Annotated in this window: 17 protein-coding genes; 8 read left to right on the top strand and 9 right to left on the bottom strand. The window is 43.3% G+C overall.

The window, feature by feature from the left end; genetic code table 11:
• Positions 1-1212: a prolipoprotein diacylglyceryl transferase gene (locus LQ201_RS19890; RefSeq protein WP_230145044.1), complete on the bottom strand. Its 1212-nt coding sequence runs from the start codon at positions 1210-1212 to the stop codon at positions 1-3.
• Positions 1213-1600: 388 nt separating this feature from the next.
• Between LQ201_RS19890 and LQ201_RS19885 the strand changes: the two genes are divergently transcribed.
• The 8 genes from LQ201_RS19885 (at position 1601) to LQ201_RS19850 (ending at position 9303) form a co-directional block, all read left to right on the top strand.
• Positions 1601-2242, top strand: a complete 642-nt coding sequence (locus LQ201_RS19885) for a Crp/Fnr family transcriptional regulator (RefSeq protein ID WP_230145043.1) — start codon at positions 1601-1603, stop codon at positions 2240-2242.
• A 132-nt stretch (positions 2243-2374) separates the two neighbouring features.
• Positions 2375-3172, top strand: coding sequence for a sulfite exporter TauE/SafE family protein (locus LQ201_RS19880; protein ID WP_230145042.1), 798 nt, complete (start codon positions 2375-2377; stop codon positions 3170-3172).
• 86 nt (positions 3173-3258) lie between these two features.
• Positions 3259-4677: a rhodanese-like domain-containing protein gene (locus LQ201_RS19875; protein WP_230145041.1), complete on the top strand. Its 1419-nt coding sequence runs from the start codon at positions 3259-3261 to the stop codon at positions 4675-4677.
• A 196-nt stretch (positions 4678-4873) separates the two neighbouring features.
• On the top strand, positions 4874-5431 hold the full coding sequence (locus LQ201_RS19870) for a YeeE/YedE family protein (protein ID WP_230145040.1): 558 nt from the start codon (positions 4874-4876) through the stop codon (positions 5429-5431).
• Between the two features lie 10 nt (positions 5432-5441).
• The gene (locus LQ201_RS19865; RefSeq protein WP_230145039.1) at positions 5442-5855 is read left to right on the top strand and encodes a DUF6691 family protein; all 414 of its coding nucleotides are present in this window, start codon (positions 5442-5444) and stop codon (positions 5853-5855) included.
• Positions 5856-6011: 156 nt separating this feature from the next.
• Positions 6012-7088 carry a c-type cytochrome gene (locus tag LQ201_RS19860; RefSeq protein ID WP_230145038.1) on the top strand — a complete coding sequence of 359 codons (1077 nt, stop codon included), beginning with the start codon at positions 6012-6014 and terminating at the stop codon, positions 7086-7088.
• Between the two features lies 1 nt (position 7089).
• Positions 7090-7545: a DsrE family protein gene (locus tag LQ201_RS19855; RefSeq protein ID WP_230145037.1), complete on the top strand. Its 456-nt coding sequence runs from the start codon at positions 7090-7092 to the stop codon at positions 7543-7545.
• A 1374-nt stretch (positions 7546-8919) separates the two neighbouring features.
• Positions 8920-9303 (top strand): YidH family protein, encoded by a 384-nt coding sequence (locus LQ201_RS19850; RefSeq protein WP_230145036.1) that lies wholly within the window; start codon positions 8920-8922, stop codon positions 9301-9303.
• Between the two features lie 14 nt (positions 9304-9317).
• Here the strand turns inward: LQ201_RS19850 and LQ201_RS19845 are convergent, their stop codons facing one another.
• The 8 genes from LQ201_RS19845 to LQ201_RS19810 form a co-directional block, all read right to left on the bottom strand.
• Positions 9318-9686: a response regulator transcription factor gene (locus LQ201_RS19845; protein ID WP_230145035.1), complete on the bottom strand. Its 369-nt coding sequence runs from the start codon at positions 9684-9686 to the stop codon at positions 9318-9320.
• Positions 9687-9907: 221 nt separating this feature from the next.
• Entirely contained in the window at positions 9908-10471 is a 564-nt protein-coding gene (locus LQ201_RS19840) for a hypothetical protein (protein WP_230145033.1), read from the bottom strand.
• A gap of 296 nt (positions 10472-10767) precedes the next feature.
• Positions 10768-11847, bottom strand: coding sequence for an efflux RND transporter periplasmic adaptor subunit (locus tag LQ201_RS19835; protein ID WP_230145032.1), 1080 nt, complete (start codon positions 11845-11847; stop codon positions 10768-10770).
• Positions 11848-11860: 13 nt separating this feature from the next.
• Positions 11861-15082, bottom strand: a complete 3222-nt coding sequence (locus tag LQ201_RS19830) for an efflux RND transporter permease subunit (RefSeq protein ID WP_230145031.1) — start codon at positions 15080-15082, stop codon at positions 11861-11863.
• Between the two features lie 7 nt (positions 15083-15089).
• A complete protein-coding gene (locus LQ201_RS19825; RefSeq protein ID WP_230145030.1) occupies positions 15090-16481 on the bottom strand; it encodes a TolC family protein in 1392 nt (463 codons plus the stop codon).
• A gap of 1634 nt (positions 16482-18115) precedes the next feature.
• Positions 18116-18850 (bottom strand): hypothetical protein, encoded by a 735-nt coding sequence (locus LQ201_RS19820; protein WP_230145028.1) that lies wholly within the window; start codon positions 18848-18850, stop codon positions 18116-18118.
• 2 nt (positions 18851-18852) lie between these two features.
• The gene (locus tag LQ201_RS19815) at positions 18853-19230 is read right to left on the bottom strand and encodes a GntR family transcriptional regulator (RefSeq protein WP_230145027.1); all 378 of its coding nucleotides are present in this window, start codon (positions 19228-19230) and stop codon (positions 18853-18855) included.
• 1 nt (position 19231) lies between these two features.
• The gene (locus LQ201_RS19810; protein WP_230145026.1) at positions 19232-20011 is read right to left on the bottom strand and encodes a hypothetical protein; all 780 of its coding nucleotides are present in this window, start codon (positions 20009-20011) and stop codon (positions 19232-19234) included.
• Positions 20012-20015: the final 4 nt, after the last annotated feature.

Raw genomic sequence — 20015 nt, 5'->3', positions numbered from 1 at the left:
CTATATCCCGGCCACTTGCTTTCTGTGTTTTGAGCGGATAACCCATATCCCGATAATTGCGCAGATGAGCATACCAATTGATAACAGCTGCGCCTGGCTAAGGTCTATACCAAAAATACGGTAGCGGATATTCACCCTCATGATCTCAATGGCAAATCTTTCCAGGGCTGCAAAGATGATATAAATACAAAAGAGCATACCGGGCTGTACGAGTTTTTTCCGCAGATACCACAGAAGGCCAAAAAGCACCAGGCACATCAGTGTCTCATAAAATGCGGTCGGATAGACTGGAAGGGGAAGCTCGGCACAGAATTTACCGGTACACCCCGGTATCGGAATACCCTCCCCTACGACATTATGGGGAAACCTGAAAGACCACATCCAGTCAGGCAGTATGGACATAACGCTTGGCTTGGGGGCAGTATTGGCAATTCCCCAGTCCCCGTCGCCAGCCATCTGGCAACCGATGCGGCCAATGGCATAAGCCATCATCATGCCAGGTGCCCCGACATCGAGCATCTGGAGAGGACTGATCCCGTTTCGCCTGGCAATGACCAGCACTGCAGCACCGCCGAAGAGTAGTCCGCCATAAAAGGTGAGTCCGCTGAAAGAGAGCAGGCTTTCAACCGGATGTTTTATAAAAGCATCCCAGTGTTCCAGGTTATCAAAAAGCTTGGCACCAAATAATCCGAACAGGGCAGCCCAGGTGATCAGTTCGGGCATAAGCTCATAAGGGTGCCTCAAAGTATGAACAGGCCTATGGTCCGACAAAGAAAGCCTGCGTTTTTTAAGGTAGACGGTAAAAAGAAGAATAGCGCCAAGTAAAAGGCCTCCCGTTATGCTTCCCGTTAGCGAGAGGATTATTTGCCCAGGTTCAGCAGTGAATGCAGTATAATTACCTGCGGCATAAACCAGTTTGTAACCAATAAGAAAACCCACAAACCCATTGGTTATCCATTCCCACAACGAAATCTCCTTTTTAGGCTGTACAATAATCTCAACAGGCCTTATCTGTCCTGCTGCCTCCTTTCTTTTAAGCTCGGCAGAAAAAAGCAGGTAACCTGAAATAAATGCCAGGGCCACGAAGAAACCGAAAGTCTGAAAGGGAAGCGGAATATATATTCCAAAAAGGTATTCGATGAGATGGGTCAGGGTTGGGAACATAGTCAGGAACTGAAAACCGCAAATTAAAAAAAATATATTAGCCGCCATAAGAAAAAGCCCCAAGTGTTTCTTTCATAAAGTGGGGATCCTTAGCTAAAAAGCAGATCCCCACCGGTCTTATGTGGATAACAATAAGTCTTAAACCAAAAAGCGTTTGAGCTGCGTTAATTCAATATATAAAATTAAATGTCCAAAGACTAGGAAGGCATGCTGCAGAGGCTAATTATAACCTCATTGTTACCATCCATGGAAAGCCTCACCGGTCAGTTCTGATCTTTCCTGGCCGATCAAAAAAAAATTTTTGCCAACGGATAAAGTATTATTGGTTCTGCCCAGGATATCTAACATGCAGATTAAAATGTCCAGTGGCCAATATTTGCAGAAATTTTGGTACGGGAACATTGTATAGCTATCTTTAAAATCCAAAACCGCTAAAATGAAAGATACGCTAATCGCGGAATACATCGACAGACTTTTTTCCCAGTTTGAACCTGCATTAAAGACAATACTTATCGAAAATGCGGTATTGAGGGATTTTCATGGAGGAGATATGCTGATGCAGACCGGGCAGAATATGCGGTCCACCGTACTTATTGTCGAGGGTATGGTGAAGCTCTACAGGGAGGGAGAAGATGGGCAGGAATTTTTTATGTACTACCTTCAGCCGGGAAATGCATGTGCACTTTCCATGATCTGCGCAACCAAGCAGGAAACTAGCCAGGTGATGGCAAAGGCTATCGAAGAGACCAGGGTACTCATGATCCCCATTGCCTTGATGGATACATTGATGCGGGATTACAGGACCTGGTATTACTTCGTAATCGAAACCTACCGTATGCGCTTTGAGGAACTGCTCTTTGTAATCGATAATATCGCCTTTAAGTCCATGGATGAACGATTGGCATTCTATCTTAAAAAACAAACTGGAGATTTAAATACAAAAGAACTTCACCTTACACACAGTGAAATTGCGTCTGATCTGAACACCTCGAGAGAGGTGATTTCCAGGCTGCTTAAAAAAATGGAGCAGGCCGGAGAAATCGTTATGCACCGGAATTACATCGAGTACTTAGCCTAAACCTCTGATCTAAAAAGAGGAGTTGACTTTATACACAGCAAGGCAAAATCATTTTTTTGAAAAATATCGAGTGTGACAAAAGTCACCAACATTGGTATATGATAAACCGATTTTTGTTAAAAAATAACAGAAATGGAAATCATTGCATACGTTGCCTCCGCCCTAATTGGAATCTCGCTTGGCTTAATTGGCGGTGGCGGTTCTATCTTGACCATGCCGGTACTGGTTTACCTGTTTGGGGTCAATCCGCTATTGGCTACCTCTTATTCATTGTTCATCGTTGGCTCTACCAGTTTGGCGGGCACCGTCGGGAATTTTAACAGAGGTCTGGTAAATATTAAAACAGCTTTGCTATTCGGCAGTGCATCCATCTCAACAGTATTTTTAACCCGCAAACTTATTATCCCACTCATCCCTAAAACCATACTAACAATCGGTGATTTTGAGCTCACTGAAAACATGCTCATGATGGTGCTTTTTGCAGTTTTAATGGTAGGCGCAGCAAGCGCTATGATAAAGGGAGGAAAAGAAGAAAGCGATGCCCAGATAGAAAAACCAAAACTTCAAATCGGCAAACTGCTGCTTTATGGAATCGCGATTGGCTTGGCTACTGGTTTTTTAGGTGCCGGTGGCGGTTTTTTGCTCATTCCTACCCTGGTTATATTAGTGGGCTTACCCATGAAAGAGGCAGTAGGGACATCCCTTTTCATCATAGCGCTTAATTCGCTCATCGGTTTCACCGGCGATCTTGGACATTTCCATATCGACTGGATCTTTCTCGCCAAAATTACTACCGTTGCCATCGCCGGTATTGTGGCTGGAGGAATAATAAATAAAAAAATAGATGGAGGAAAACTGAAGAAAGGTTTCGGGTGGTTTGTACTCGTTATGGGTTGTTACATCATCCTAAAAGAAGTGGTGCTCAAATAACAAACAGATACCGGTAAGTCTGTGTGACAAAAGTCACCAACAACCACATCACAAAGCATTAATTTTGACATATTAATTTGATCATCATGATTATAGAACAAATTTACACCGGATGTTTGGCCCAGGGAGCTTATTACATCGAAAGCAATGGAGAGGCAGCTATTATTGATCCTCTTCGCGAGTTTAGACCTTATATGGAGCGTGCGGCAAAAACCAACGCACAAATAAAATTTGTGTTCGAAACCCATTTCCATGCCGATTTTGTATCCGGACACATTGATCTGGCCAAAGAAAGCGGTGCAAAAATCGTTTACGGACCGAATGCAAAACCCGACTTTGATTTTTATGGAGCGAAAGATGGAGAAGTCTTGCAACTCGGTGGTGCAAAGATTAAAGTGCTTCACACACCAGGCCATACCATGGAAAGCACCTGTTTCCTGGTAAGCGATGAGCTAGGAAAAGAAATTGCACTTTTCTCGGGTGATACCCTTTTTATTGGAGATGTAGGAAGACCGGATTTGGCGCAGAAACTTGTCAGTGAATTAACAAGTGAAATGCTTGCAGGCTATCTGTTCGATTCTTTGCGAAACAAAATCATGCCTTTAAGCGATGATATTATCGTTTATCCCGCACATGGTGCAGGTAGTGCATGCGGAAAGAACATGAGCAAAGAAACCACAGATCTTTTGGGAAATCAAAAGAAAACCAATTATGCCTTAAGGACAGATATGTCAAAAGATGAGTTTATCAGTGAAGTTACTGATGGGCTGCTGCCTCCACCCGCTTACTTCCCAGAGAATGTAATGATGAACATACACGGTTACGATAGTTTTGATAAGGTGATGGAAAGAGGTATGCAAGCCCTAAATCCCGATGCTTTTGAACTGGTTGCAAATGAAACAGGTGCCGTAATTCTCGACACCAGGGCCCCACAGGATTTTGTAAGGGGATTTATCCCTAACGCTATCAATATTGGCATCGATGGAAATTTTGCACCTTGGGTAGGAACATTAATCCCCGATATCAAACAGCCTATTTTACTCATTACGGACGAAGGCAGAAGTGAAGAAGTACTCACCCGATTATCGAGAGTGGGATTTGATGGATCATTGGGCTACCTTGAAGGTGGCTTTAAGGCATGGAAAAATGCCGGTAAGGAAACTGACGAGATCAGATCCATCTCTGCAGAAGATCTGGCCCGGAAGATGAAAACATTACCATTAACCATACTCGATGTACGAAAAGAGAACGAATTCTTAAGTGAGCATGTGGAAGAGGCAATCAATCTTCCACTGGATTATATCAATGAAAACTTTACCTGCATCGAGAAGGACAAAACCTACTTTGTACACTGCGCTGGAGGTTACCGTTCTGTGATATTCAACTCCATCATGCGGGCAAGAGGTTACCATAACTTGGTAGATGTGGCAGGTGGCTTTAAAGCCATAAAGGAAAACGGAAATATCCCAGTTACAACCTTTGTTTGCCCTAGTACCTTAAAATAGAGTAAACTATATAAAAATTTTATTAATTGATAAATTTCAGCTTCTCAGGGAAGCCGAAGTTCTATCAGAAAAAATGAAAAATTATGCATATGTTCAACAGCTCCTTTTCAAAGATTGAATATGATCTCGTGGGTTGTAGACTTAGATTTTTTATTGGAAACAAGAACCCCCATATTAACATTTCATTTAAAAAACCATGATTGAATTCATTAGACAACCCTGGCCCTGGTATTTTTCGGGCAGCATGATTGTGCTCATTATGCTCATCTTACTATTTTTCGGAAAGTCATTCGGCTTTTCATCAAACTTGCGGACAATGTGCAGCATAGCCGGAGCTGGCAGGAAAGTAAAGTTTTTCGATTTTAAATGGAAGGACCAAATCTGGAACCTCATGTTCCTCATTGGCTCTGTAATAGGTGGATTTATTGCCACCAACTACCTTAGCAGCCCCACTCCCGTAAAACTATCTACCTCAACAATTGCCGATTTAAATCAGTTGGGGATTAAGTTCGACGGCGGACTAAATCCAACCAGCCTATTTTCATTACAAGCCATGAAAGATATAAAAATCCTGGCTCTCCTACTTATTGGTGGTTTATTAGTTGGTTTTGGTTCTCGCTATGCAGGTGGATGTACTTCTGGACATGCCATATCCGGTCTTTCCAATCTACAGTTACCTTCTTTGGTAGCGGTTATTGGTTTCTTTATCGGTGGCCTTATTATGACTAACCTCATCATGCCTCATATCTTTTAAATTTATAAAAATGAAACTCATAAAATATACCCTTGCCGGCATACTTTTCGGCATCATTATGACCAAATCTGAGGCCGTTTCCTGGTACAGAATCCAGGAGATGTTCCGTTTCCAGTCTTTCCACATGTACGGCATTATTGGTACTGCCGTTGTGCTTGGGGTGGTTGCAGTATTCCTGATTAAAAAATTTAAAGCCAAAGACATCACAGGAAGCCCAATTACCTTCCACGATAAGGATAAAGCCTATGTTAAATACATCCTCGGCGGTACGATTTTCGGCCTGGGCTGGGCGCTTACCGGTGCATGCCCTGGTCCGATGTTTGTTAACCTTGGAAGCGGATATGCGGGTATGGCAGTAGTCATCTTAGGTGCACTTCTGGGAACTTTCCTTTATGGAATGATAAAAGACAAAGTCCCCCATTAACATCGCTCTATCTGTTTGTCGAGATTGTGGAATAAACTGTTAAACATCCTTAGTGCGGCCACAAATTTATTTATTGCATCAATGATTTATTGTAAACAAAAAGTGCTTTATATTAGCGAGGCCATCAAAGATTTTCAGAGGTAAAATTTTAAGGAAATGAAAGCAGAAACAGATAAGCAAGAGCAGCTGAAAGCGTTTTCTCTTCTTGGAAAATATCTGGCGTGGACTGCATTGATCCTTGTTGGAGTGATGTTTTCCCTGGTTTTAGCCATCAGCGGATTTCATCTCCCACGCCCCCCTTGTGCGGATAAGCCCAATCCATCCACCTCAGGGAATCAGTTAAAGCCTGTAGCGGACCATATTCCCCAGCCCGAATACTGGACCGCACCCGATACCACACAGCTTCAGCGCAAAGCAGATGCAGATTTGATCAGGTATGGCCGGAATTTGATTGTCAGCACCGCATCCTATTTAGGGCCAAAGGGCACTGTCGGAAAGCTTGCTAACGGGATGAACTGCCAGAACTGCCATTTGGATGCTGGAACCAGGCCCTTTGCCAATAATTTCTCGGTTTTCTATTCAGGTTTCCCAAAAATGACGGCAAGAAGCGGGAGAAAGGAAGAAGCCTTTGAACGGATTGATGAGTGCTTTGAGCGAAGCATGAACGGTAAAGCGCCGGAAAGAAATTCCAGGGAAATGCAGGCGATGTTGTCTTATTTAAAATGGATCGGGGAAAAACCAGTCGATGCCCATCCCCTTGCGGATAACTCAGTAAAAAAAATTCCTTATCTAAGTGTACCGGCTGATCCCCTAAAAGGAAAAATGGTTTACGCCTCCAGATGCAGCAGCTGTCATGGAGAAGCGGGCAAGGGATTGGCCTCAATAGATGGGAAAGGGTATATTTACCCGCCCCTATGGGGCGGGGACAGCTATAATGATGGCGCAGGAATGTTCAGACTTGGGAATTTTGCAGGATTTGTGAAAGAGAATATGCCGTATGGAACAAGTTATAAAGATCCGGTCTTAAGCGATGAGGAGGCCTGGAATGTAGCAGCATATGTGAATTCGCAACCGAGGCCACATCTTGGGCAAAAAAATGATTACCCGGAACTATCCCGAAAGCCTATCGACTATCCCTTCGGGCCTTATGCAGATTCATTTACTGAAAGACAGCACAAATATGGTCCGTTTATTGAAATAGAAAAACAGCATCTCACAAAAACAAAAAAATAACATGAAAAAATTACTGATCCTCATTACCCTTGTTTTCATTACAGTGCTATCCTTAAAAGTATCTGCCCAGGAAAACACAACAGCTTTTACGGGTGCTGTAGCAAAAAAGAAATCTTATAAGGCGCTCTATGTAATCAACAGCGCTGATGAAAAGCATATCTCCGGTACACTAAGGAATATCAACAACGCCCTGGAAGATCCCCGGTTAAAGGGAAAACTGAAAATAGAGCTTATCTCCTTCGGGGATGGAGTGGCGGTTTACCGTAAGGATGGAAAATTTCTCGATCAACTTGGTATCCTAAAATCAAAGGGTGTTATCCTTGCCCAGTGCGAGAATACTGTTCGCGAGCGTAAAATTGATAAGTCAGACCTATTTGATTTCATTAGCTATGTACCCAGCGGCAACGGCGAGATCATCATCCGTTCGGCGGAAGGATGGGTAGTCGTTCATCCTTAATAGATAGAAATCAAAACTGACATTTCCCCGTTAGAAGTTGAATAGGGTACCCAGCACCATTTGACCCTGCTATGCTATCTCTGGGCTGTTGGTCCTGAGTTCTCACTTCGTTAAATCAGGATCGGTAGTTTTGGGCAAGCTACTGGACTCTTTCCATTATTTTGAAATTTTCACTTGTGCCTTTGGATAAAATTCTCCAAACATCGGGTTGTTTTTTTGGGTTAAATATCATCGGTAAAGAATCAGTATTGAGAAAGCCATGGCTAATACCTGCTGAGAACCGTCGTAATTACAAAATGCATCGACCCTGCCTTGGCTAATAAGGATCTTTTTACAGTTAATCTACTTGAATAACTCAATCGATTAGAAAAAGAATGACCCAGACATCCGTTTGGGTCAAACTATAAAAAATCTTACTAATCATTGATGAATGATGATTAAGCTCGAATCTAATAATCACCTGTTACATTTATATTAACCTACTGTTAAATTTGCGAACGTACACTTTGCTCAATAGCGGGCTACAGCTTAGACATACTTTCCGAATAGTAAGCCTTGAAATTTATTTTTGATAGAAATAATGGTTTTGAAGAAATTATTGAGATTAATATGTAAACGTGGTGATCATTCAAAAAACTGTTTATAAAGCTTATATCATGATACCGTTTGCTTTATCGTTGGCTAAAAAAAGAGTAAATAAAATACCCCACCCTTGCAGCATTATTTTGACGAACTGAGAATACGTATATTCTGATGGAGTAATGGAATGATCTTAGATGAATTTTTATTTTAGTTGAAATAATAGTAATTTAGAGAGGTGGTCCGAGAACAGGAACTTCTGCCATCGCGAAAGAATTTACAGAAATGGAAACCGATGAAAAATTCAAGGTTGCATCAAACATGGTATTGATCAGCCTACTGCTTGGCTTATCAAATATTTTCATACAAGGTATTGAAGGTGCCACGGAATTTTTTCTAACCCTGTTTATACTAAGCTTTAGGTATTTTGTTTCAGCTCTAATCCTGCGCAGGTTTAACTGGGCCAAATACCTGTTGATACCTTTAGTAGCCCGAAGCCTTTACAGGCTCGCTTCTTCGGACAGTTCAACGACTTCAAGCATATTTTACTATGTCTTTCCTATTGTTTCACAACTGGTACTCGTTGTATTTGCTTTCATATTGCTCCAGAGTTTACCGGGAGGGATTTTCCAGAAAAAAAACAATTTCTGAGCATTTTCTCAGACTACTATAAATTAGCTTAACGTTGTTCTAACCAGAATAGTGGAAAGGCATTCCATGAGGCCGATGTAAGTTAATAAACCAAAGAACGAAAACCATTTTTACCAATGAGTGTTCGGTTATAAAACAAAAAAAATGAAGGATATGCATAATGCGGGTACGCCAGGAGACCATCTGGCCAATGAGCGGACTTTCCTGGCCTGGATCAGGACCAGTATTGCCGTAATGGGCTTTGGTTTTGTGGTGGTTAAGTTTTCACTTTTTATCAGACAGATTGCACTTGCCCTAGGAACAAAGGCTTCTGTTCACCAGACCGGTGATTCCCAACGGATAGGCATATTACTGGTCGCACTTGGAACGATAACCATCGTATTCTCCTTTGTCCGTTACCATAAAACCAAGGTGCAGCTTGATGCCGGGCATTACTATCACTCAACATTATTTATAAAAGTAATGACTGTATTGATCTTTGTATCAAGTATAGCCCTGCTCGTCTATTTGATGAAAGCAATCGCATAGCGATAGCCTAATCTTCATTCCTTTTCTTTAAGAAGGTCCCTGATTTTTAATATCAGTTCAAAAATATCGAAGGGCTTTGAAACAAAATCATCAGCAGCACAAATTTCCCTCATCCTGTAAATATCTTCATGGGCACTCATCATGATGACAGGGATATGCCCGGTCTTTTCATCTGATTTCAACTTATTGCATAGCTCCATCCCGTTTCCATCACCCAACATAACATCCAATATAAAAAGATCTGGCGGGCTATTTGTTGCAACACCGATAAATGCTCCTATTGATGCATATTCCGTTACCTGAAAATCTTCATCCTCAAGAAAGAATTTTAGCATGTCCCTGATACCATCATTATCTTCCAGTAGTATGATTTTTTTTCTCATATGCAGTGATTCTAATAATCATTTCTTTTTAGAAAATCCCGTTTCTTCATTTAAACATTCCAAAAGCCTTTTTAGAAATCTTTGCCTTGATTCCAGGTCTGCAGATGCCATATTTCCGCCCAGCCAAGGGTTTTTCAAAATAATTTTCCCGACGGACTCATCAATGCACCTGTTTTCTTTCACTTTTACCATAATAATTTATATTGAATTAAGTTTCCAGATCATCGGTTTTTACCTATTGCAAAAGCCAAGCGCAAGCCAAAAAAAGAGACCTGCCCGCCGCTACCTTTCCATCCTTCATAGCGAACTCCAAGATCTGCTCCATAATTTTTCGAAAAAGGCAGATAAACGCCAAGGGTCGGGCCGTAGGAAAATGATGAACTGATCCTATCGCCTAGGGTATTGGCAGTGCCCACCTCAATTGCGGCATAGTAAATCCCTGCGAAATAATATTTAGCCCCCAGTTTTATGGGTAGTACACCATTTGCACGGGTCTCCTCTCCGTTATAATCAAGGCGTTTTTTGACATCATCCCTATAACGAAAAACCAAATAACCGGCAGAACCAGTAAGGTTAATAGCGCTTGCAATATTATATTCCGCCTTAACCGAAGCACCGTAACCATTGACATACACCTTAGCTATTTTACCTGTTGGAAAGCCCATGACAAAACCCAGGGATATTTTAGAGAAGGCAGCGTTACCCTGCGCCTGTACCATTGCGGCCACTAGTAAAAAGACCGCTATCAAACAAAACTTCGATGTCCATTTGCCCGAAGTACTCATAAGGAAACCCTGGTAAAAAGGTTCAACTCGTTTATTATGCGCTCCAGATGTGGAGCAAGTTTAAAATCCCTGGAGATGAAGGACGTAACTCCCTGTTTTCTGCATTCCCAAACCGTCCCAAGGAGTTCTCCCTCGATGTAGATTTGGTTGCATTTTTTCTTCGGTATATCTATACAAACGTGCATACCATCCATTTCAAACTCATGGTTGAATTCTAAATTTTTCATATTTTCCTTTTTTCTTATCTGACTAATAAAAAGATTTGCCAGGCGGATTGCGCTCCGCCTGGCGGAGTATTAAAGCGCTTGACCGCTTTTGATCTCATCATTCGCAGGCGAAATGATCTCTGCCCCTGCTTTGATTGCACCGAAAATCTCGGTCATGTCCGTTCCCTTCATCCCTTCCTTGATGTCAACGAGCAGGGCTTTACCGTTTTCCACCTCCACTACATATTTCCGCTCTGTAGACCGGACAATAGCCGAATTTGGCACAAGAAGCGAGGTGGCACCGGATTTAAGCGGGATTTCAACCTCTGCATACATTCCCGCCTTTAAACGGTTGTCTTTATTAGCTACATCAACCTCCACAACTTCCTGGCGCATGTTGCCAAGGGAATTTGCTGACCGGCTGATCTTTGCCTGGTGCTGTTCCCCCGGCAGTGCATTGAAGCGGAACTTGACCATCTGGCTTAGGTCCACCTTGTCCACATAATCTTCTGGAATGGATACCTCAAGCCTCATGTGGGTCAGGTCCTGCAATACCAGCATGGGCAGATCTGAAGATTTACCTGCTGATACCAGTGCTCCCGGGGAAACATTTCTGTCCACGATCACCCCATCAAAAGGCGCATATACTTTTAAGTAATCCTGCATGGTGCGTACAGAAGCAACGTTTGACCGCTCGGCTTCGGCAATGGCCTTATCCCCTCTCATCCTGGAAAGCGCATTGTCAAGTTCTAAAGGCGATACCGAACCTTCCTCCTTTGCTGCCTCTTTAAGCCGCCTGTATTTCTCACTGCTCGCTGATGCAGTCTCACGTGCCTGCAGGTAGCGGGAATTTGCTGACTGTAACTGCGATTCAAGTTCTGGTGCTTCCAGGGTCATCAGCAGCTGGCCCTTGGTTACCTTTGAACCCAAGTCGACCAATATGGCCTTCACAAAGCCGTTGGCTTTCGGAAAAATGTTTACCTGATTGAAAGGCTTGAGCATTCCCGGAATACGGGTATAACTGGACAGGGCCTGCTCTTCGACCTTGGCGGTTTCATATTTGGCTTCCTTGCCATTTTTTGCGGGGCTGATGTCCACAGGCTTCTGGTTTCCGCCACAGGCGGCCAGGGTACTGATCAAAATTATAATTGGAATGAATCTGGTTTTCATGTTGTTTATCTTTTTAAATTCTTGTTTTTCTAGGCATTAGGTTGGGTTCCTTTAAGCTACTTTTTTTCTGTACCCAGGCGAAGACCTGCGGAAGGATGAAGAGCGCTGCAAGGGTAGAAAAGAATAGCCCTCCAATAACGGCCCTTCCGAGCGGTGCGGTCTGTTCACCGGATTCGCCTAGCCCTGAGGCCATGGGGATCATCCCCGCGATCATCGCAAAACTAGTCATCAGGATCGGCCTTAAACGGATGCCCGCACTCACCACTGCCGCCCGGGTAGAATCCTTATACTCCAGTCTGAGTTTTTCGGCGTTGGTCACGATCAATATCGCATTGGCCACTGATACCCCGGTGGACATGATCATTCCCATATAGCTCTGCAGGTTAAGCGTAGAGCCTGTTAGCAATAATGCGGTAAGCGACCCTAAGATTACTGCCGGAACAGTCGAAAGCACGGTCAGCGAAAGCTTGAAAGACTGATAATTGGCTGCAAGCAGCAGGAAAATCACCAATATTGCAAAGGCAAGTCCGCCCTGAAGAGAAGATAGTGTCTCAGTCAACAGGCTCGACATACCTTTCACTTCCGCAGTAAGTCCCTTAGGAGGTGTACCTACGGACTTTAATGCCTTTTCTACATCGGCCGTTGCGGTTCCAAGATCCTTTTTATAAATGTTCGCACTAACGGTAAGAAAGCGTCTTGGTCCTGAGCGGTCATATTCTCCGGGATGATAACTGGTATTGAATGTTGCAATATCGCCAAGAACCGGACTGCTCTGCCCTTTGACCAAAGGAATTTCCTTCAGCTCATCCATCGTATTCATTACATATTCGGGAACCTGCACCTGTACCTGGTAGGTATAGGCAGTTTTTTCATCAAGCCACTGGTTCTTTTCGGTAAAACGGCTGGAAGAGGTACTTGCGGTAACCGACCTGGCTATATCCACGACGTTCAGTCCGAACTGCGCTGCCTTGAGCCGGTCCAGGGTAATGGATACCACGGGGATATGCAGGGGCTGAGCAATCTGGATATCACGGAGGTAATCTATTTTTTTAAGTTTTGCTAACACCTTGTTAGAGTAGGATTCGATCTGATCCATATCTTTTCCCGCCACCCTAATCTCGATCGGCGTGGCAGCACCCTGGCTCATGATTTTTTCGGTCATGTCTATCGGCTCAAAAGTGATGCGCAGATCAGGAAGTTTATATGCTATATTCTTTCTCAGGGCATCTTTGAGCTCATCCATATTCACCTTGTAATCTTCATCCAAATTCACCTGCAGCACAGCTTCATGGGTTCCGGTATTGAAGATATACAGGTTACTGGTTCCGTAACTGCTTGGGATAAGCCCCACATAGCCCGAACTTACCGCCACATGGTTATCCACCGTTTGATTGATAATGGAGAGTACCTGCTTGAACTTCTCTTCGGTGCGCTCTAACCTAGTGCCATCAGGCGCTTTGATGCGGATCTGGAACTGCCCGTTATTGAGCTTGGGCATCATATCCTTTCCAATAAAAACAAAGCCCAGTCCGGCAAGGATAATAACAGCAAAAAGATAAATTCCGACAATTCCTTTTTTCATCGGCATCCACCGCTGGATGATCGCCATAAATCTCACCTTTACCCGTTCAAAGAAATCGTTTTTCTCCGGCTCATCCTTTTCGTTTTCCAGGTGCTTTTCAATCTGTTCTGCTTCCCTTTCATCCAGCGCCTCTCCTGCATGGGCATGGATCTTGCCATGGTCATAGTGCTGATAACGTTCTTCCTTGATCATCCAGTTGGATAAAATCGGAACCAGGGTCTGGGCTACGATGAAGGAGACAATCATGGTAAAGCCAATCGAGAGGGATAGCGGCAGGAACATTGCCTTTGGTATCCCGTTCATCATAAAGGATGGTGCAAAAACGGCCAATATACACAGCAGGATGAGCAGCAGCGGGAAGGCTATTTCCTCACAGGCATCATAAATGGCCTCGCGTTTGGGCTTTCCCATTTCCAGGTGCTGGTGGATATTTTCAATTGTCACCGTTGCCTGATCGACCAGGATCCCGATCGCAAGTGCCAGACCGCTCAAGGTCATGATATTAATGGTTTGACCAAACATGCCCAGTAGAAGCACGCCAATCAAAATCGATACCGGAATGGTAATCACAACGATAAGACTGCTACGCAGGTCACGCAGGAATAACAATACCATGAGCCCTGTTAATAGTGCACCCAGACCACCTTCAGTGATCAGGCTTTTTACCGAGTTTATAACCGCTACAGACTGGTCAAATTCATAAGAGATGTGGACATCGTCTGGCAAAAGACTCTGCATTTCCGGAATTTTGGCCTTTAAGGATTTAACCACCGACCAGGTCGACGCGTCTGCGGTTTTGACCACCGGAATATAAACCGACCGTTTTCCGTTGATCAGTGCATAATCTACTGTAACATCTGCTGCATCTGCAACCCTCGCCACATCCCTTACCAATATCGAAACGCCGTTTTTTGTGGCTATGGGAATATTGTTGAATTCATCTACTGTCTTTACCAGAGAGTTCATTGAGGTTACCATCATGGTATTGTCCAACCTTAGGTTTCCCGATGGCGACATGACATTGAACTTGGATAAAGCACCTACGACCTCGTCCGGGGTCAGGTTATAACTCCTGAGTTTGCTCGGATCTACACTGATGGTAATCGAGCGGGAATTGGCACCGAACGGCGGTGGCGCAGAAAGTCCTGCTACGGAAGAAAACATCGGCCTGATACGCGTTGCCGCCATATCATAGATTTCTTTGAGGCTGCGAGATTTGGCAGAGAGCACAAGCTGTCCAACAGGCAGTGAAGAAGCATCAAAGCGGACCACTTGAGGAGGCAATGCACCGGGTGGAAAGAACTTCATGGCCCGGTTAACTTGGAGGGCAACCTGGGCAGAGGCCTCGGCCATATTGGTGCTTTCGTAAAAACTCAGCTTGAGCATCGTCAAACCCTGAATGTTCTTAGCCGTAATATTCTTTACACCGTTAACATAAAGGAACTGATCCTGCAAACGGGTAGAGAAAAAACCCTCCATCTGCTGGGGAGACATCCCCCCGTAGGATTCTATAACATATATGGTTGGAGAGTTAAGCTGGGGAAAAATATCTATTGGGATCTTCAGCGCACTGAGCACTGCAAAGAGCAGTAAACTCGCGGTGATCACCACTGTTGTAATCGGCTTTTTCAGGGCCGAGGTAACCATTGACATATCTTTATTATTTTAATGCGTTTAACAGGGAATCTACTTGATTGGTGGCAATAGCCTTTTGAAAAAGAGCCTGGACGTACAGGTACTTTGCGTTAACAAAATCAGTTTCTGCGCGGTAGAGAATGGTCAGGGCTGCATTGAGCTCAATGATATCGGTTAGTCCGTTTTTATAAAGGGAGAGCTTTTGGCGGTATCCTGCGGCAGCTGCTTTTAACTGGTTTGGTATTTCATCAAGTCTTTTATGCGCAGTACTGATTTCAAGGCCCGCTTGAAGGGCGGCATTTGATAACATTAGTTTCTCCTGCTCCAGTTCCTTTAAGTAAAAGTTGCTGCTCGCCTTCTGGGTCCTAAGCTTCAACTGACGCCTGCGGAGATCAAAGAGGTTATAACTGATCCCTACGCCCACGAGGTAATTTTCACGTTGCCATTCCAGGCCATTCGAGAGGCTGTTGAAATTGTCATTGGCATCAATGCTTGATCCCCTTGACCAGGCCGCAGCTTGCAGGCTTACCTTTGGATTATAGGCTTTTCTGACCAGGTTTTCTTTCTCAATGCTGCTGAGGTAATTGCTTTTGTAAAAATCAAGCAGCGGATGGCTTGAACTGTCGGTTAGGTTTACAGATAGATTTACCTCAAGCGATTTTAGCCGGTCGAGGATCGTACTATCGGCAACAATACCTTGCGGATTCAGCCCGCTGATTGCTGCAATATCGAGCTGAACCTGTTTATAGGTATTGTCCATTTCGATATAGTTCAGCCTTGATTTGGAGAGTTCGGCACCCGCAATGCTGGTATCTACTCCCGGGCGTACGCCGCTTCTGGCAAGGGACAGTATTGACCGGCCTATCTGCTCGTTGCGCCTGATGTTCTGCTGTTGGATAGATAACATATCCTGAAGTTTCAAAAGGCTCAGGTAATCATCAATGGCAATGGCCCTGGTCTGGTAGCGCCGTTGGGCAAACCTGGAACGCTCAGCGACAAGTTCTGATTTGGCTACTGCATTCTGGGCCTTATAGGCTCCAAAATTATATACCTCCCAATCAAGGGAAACAATGCCTAGATTAGTCAGTGCGGCCTTGGTGGTGCTTTCGGTTCTAACGCCCCTTGAATTGGAGGGAACGATACCAAAGGCCATGTAAGGCCCTGCCACGTTATTGTTTGAGCCCAGATCCGCCTGATAGTTAAGCTTCAGGTTTGGAAGGGCATTCGTCGCGGTCTCTCTTAACTGAGCAGCCCGGATATCCACGGCCGCCGAATCAGCGGCCAGGGAAGGCGAAAAAGCGGTCACGTGATCGATCAGATCGACGATCCCGATGGGTTTAGGGGAAGTTTGGGCATGGCTTTCCAGCCCCATATATAAAAGTGGGAACAAACAGAAAATCTGTTTAATACGGATCATGTCTTTAAATTAAAATTTAAGGAAAAAGATTTGACGGATTTCGCGACAGGAAACTCGGTGATTAACCGGCCGTCGTCACCTCATCATATGAAGGACCTGTCAATAAAAAAAATTAGAGATAAATCTCAGATCCGAAAGACCTGGTTGGAAATATAAATTGGGACTGATCCGGCAATCCTGTATCTGATCTCAAGAAAATACCTGTTAAGGTTGGTGGCTAAAAGCCCAAGCCCAAAAAGCAAAATGACCCCGATGATAATAGCTTCCAGAACGGGAAGCACGGTTTTTTTCCGTTCATCAAGAATGCACTTAAACTGCCTGGTAATTTTTGAATCCTTTGCTAGCGGAGAAAAGCTGCCGTTGTACTGGCCGGCTGATTTTATTCCGCGGGCGGATTCCAAAAGGGACAGGTTGGATAAAAAAAAGATGTTTCCTAAAGAGATAATCAGGTACAATAAAACAACTCCGATTATGGAGCTATTGGGCACCTGCTTAATTTTCACATCCTTCAATTTTAACAACCTAAATATATTGGTGCTAAAATCCGCATTAATCTAAAAAGATGAGAGAATAAATAGCAACAAAAGCGTTACAGAACATCAAAAAACACTATTTTACAGTGAATAGACACATAAACTGTAAACTGAACATAATCAAGAGTTGGCGAATTTATCAAGATTTTGAGCTCATTTTTGCTGAATTAGATCAAGTATACCATCAGCCCCCGAAGTCAAACGTACACATAAGAGACTGTCTTGAGCTTAGAAATTGTGGATTTAGACAAAACAACTTATTTGACCCCATTTCACCAATCTTTAATTATTTGTAAGCTCATTGATAAACAGGGCAATATGAGAAGAATATTTTTGGTGAGAAGGGGTCAATTGACTTAGGTTTATCCAATTTAACGAATTAGATTTGATATATTAATTAATATCGAACTTGGTAACGCCTAATTCCCCCCTATCTTGTATCTATGGGGATTTCGCTAAAAGTGGTTCTTCCCCAATTTTAGTGAAATATACACCTGGAGGCCACTAAAAAAAAAAAATGTTTTGATACAATGGATAGTAGTACTATTTTAGCACTCGAGAGCGTTAATTTAGATTTCGGGGAAATGGGCATTGTCCATTCCGCGTTTCTTTAAAAAAACATCTAAGGTAGATATCTCACGTCTGGAGATTTCATCAATTACTTCTTTGGGATAGATGTGATAGCTACTAGATCCCCTAGGCATTACGACTTTCATTTCCTTTATTTTTATATCGTTTTAAACCCGGTTTCTTGAAGTTTTGTTTTGTAAGGTCCAGAACTTTTAACGGGCAGTACCTCTCTTTAATTCTGGGCAAGCGACGATAAATCTAACTCATTTGCGGTTTTCAACAGATCCTGGAATTTAAAAACAGATCCATAAAGAACAAGGAAAACGGTTGTTAATGGGCAAGCGCATTTTTAATCCACTGAAGGTCAAAAGAGAGGTTACGGGCGGTGGATCCAGATTAGTTCGGTACCGATTATTATGAAAGCCAGGTATTCAGGATGGGATCCGGTTATAAATTTTAATCCAACGTTGGAATATCGCATATCAGGATCACGGTCCGCAATATTCCAGAAATACAACCTGTCGGAACGCGTCATAACTTTCCCCCGTTTTCTTTGATAATCTGCAAAGACTTTCCGTTGAGACTTACTGTCGCTGCATTGGAAAGATGATATTCGCTCTTGGTGATCTGCGGATCGAGTAACTCAAGTTTTCCAGCTCCGGGTATTTTGAATACGGCTTTATCAAAAATCCCAGCATGCAGCTGCAGGGATGAAACACCTTTACCTTGCTCGCCGATGGATGCATTCAGACGACCAACAGAAATACTGTCCAGCACAGCTGAGGAAGATGCGCCCAGATCGATATCCATGGAATCCTCTCTAAATCCACTAATGCCAATGTGACCGAAAAGCCGTCCCTGCTCCCATTTCTCGCCCGTCCTAAAATACGGCTTAGTGCTGATCCGCACCAGATTGTTGAGAACAATCACCAGATCATCATCATAAACCACAAAATCGGCACGCTTAGCCTCATCTGTTAGGTCGATCTTCAAACCATCCTGTCCAACACTCCAGATCACCTTATCTTTTGCACGGTCACTCAAGTATATGCCACTTTTTTTTCCTTGACGGATATAACATGCGATTTTATTCGAGCTGTTTAGCTCGATCTGTGAGACACTGTTAACCGGATTATAATTAAGCCCATAAAATGGATTTTTATAATCCCCGTTACGATAAGAAGCCCTTAAAGTAAAATTGTATACGGTTAGCGAGATCAGTATAATAGCTATAGCCGAAATGATCATAATATTGCTGTTTTTCATATTTATTTAGTTTGGTTCATGCTTATTTTATAGGATTCGAACGCTGTACCGATTTCCTCAATGGTAATATCCAGCAGGTACATATTCTTAAGCAGTTCCGGCAGGTCCTGTCCCATGAAACGTTCCTTACTGAAGGTCTTTATTTTTTCAATGGCATCACTGTGAATGAAGAAACCAATCCCTCTCTTATTTGAAATCACCTCTCTTGACTGCAGTATCTCATAGGCCCTGACCACCGTATGTGGGTTCACCTGAAGATCAGACGCCAGCTCCCTGACTGAAGGGATTTTCTGTTCTGGCAGCCATTTGCCCAGCATGATGTGTTCGGTAACAAAATTTGCCACCTGTGAATAAATTGCTTCGTTTTCCCTGAACTCCATATTATACCTGCTTCTCTCTCAATCTAAAATAACTTCCCAACCATAACAGGCCGCAGATCAACACCAGTGAAACAAACACCACTGTATCGCCCAAATAATCTCTCCTGATAAACCAAAAATGCCCCGCTTCAGTGATCCCGACCGAACTGAACGGAATACCCTTATCAACCTTGAACCCAAAAATCCAGTTCAACATCATGGTATTAAAAACACTTAGAAACAGGATGAATAGGAAAAAAAGGAAGGCTGTTTTGATAAAATGCATCCTTTCAAAGAATATCGCTCCAATAAAACAGATGGCCTGAAGAACGGCAAACTGCGGAAATGCGATCCAGAACGGATCGTCGGTGGAAAAAACATTGACCATATTGTTCTTATCGGAAATACCGACGTTGCCCGCATGTATAACAATATAATCTACCGCGTAAAAGCAGCCGACATAGACCAGCTGAAAAATAACAAAAGAATAAATCCAGGCGACTAGATATTTTTCAAGATGCGATACCGGAAGGGTGAGAATGGGTATAGCCTTCTTTCTACTACCGAGATCTGCAAAAATCATACTGGTAAATATGGTTCCGGAAAATATCATGATATTGAGAAAAATAATACCCTGTTGAAAAACACCGAGATGGCCGTCGCTGGTATAGGCAATAAAACTAAGGATGAGGGCGAGTACGCCGATCAGAACACCTGTTGACATCAGGTAAGTCTTGTAATTTTCCGCACTATGTTTTTTGAAAAGTGCGACAAACCGCTTCCAGTTAAATATATCGTTCATATCC

The sequence above is a fragment of the Pedobacter sp. Bi126 genome (assembly GCF_918698245.1).
In the GTDB taxonomy this organism is placed as follows: domain Bacteria; phylum Bacteroidota; class Bacteroidia; order Sphingobacteriales; family Sphingobacteriaceae; genus Pedobacter.
This window is presented reverse-complemented; position numbering and strand designations above follow the sequence as displayed.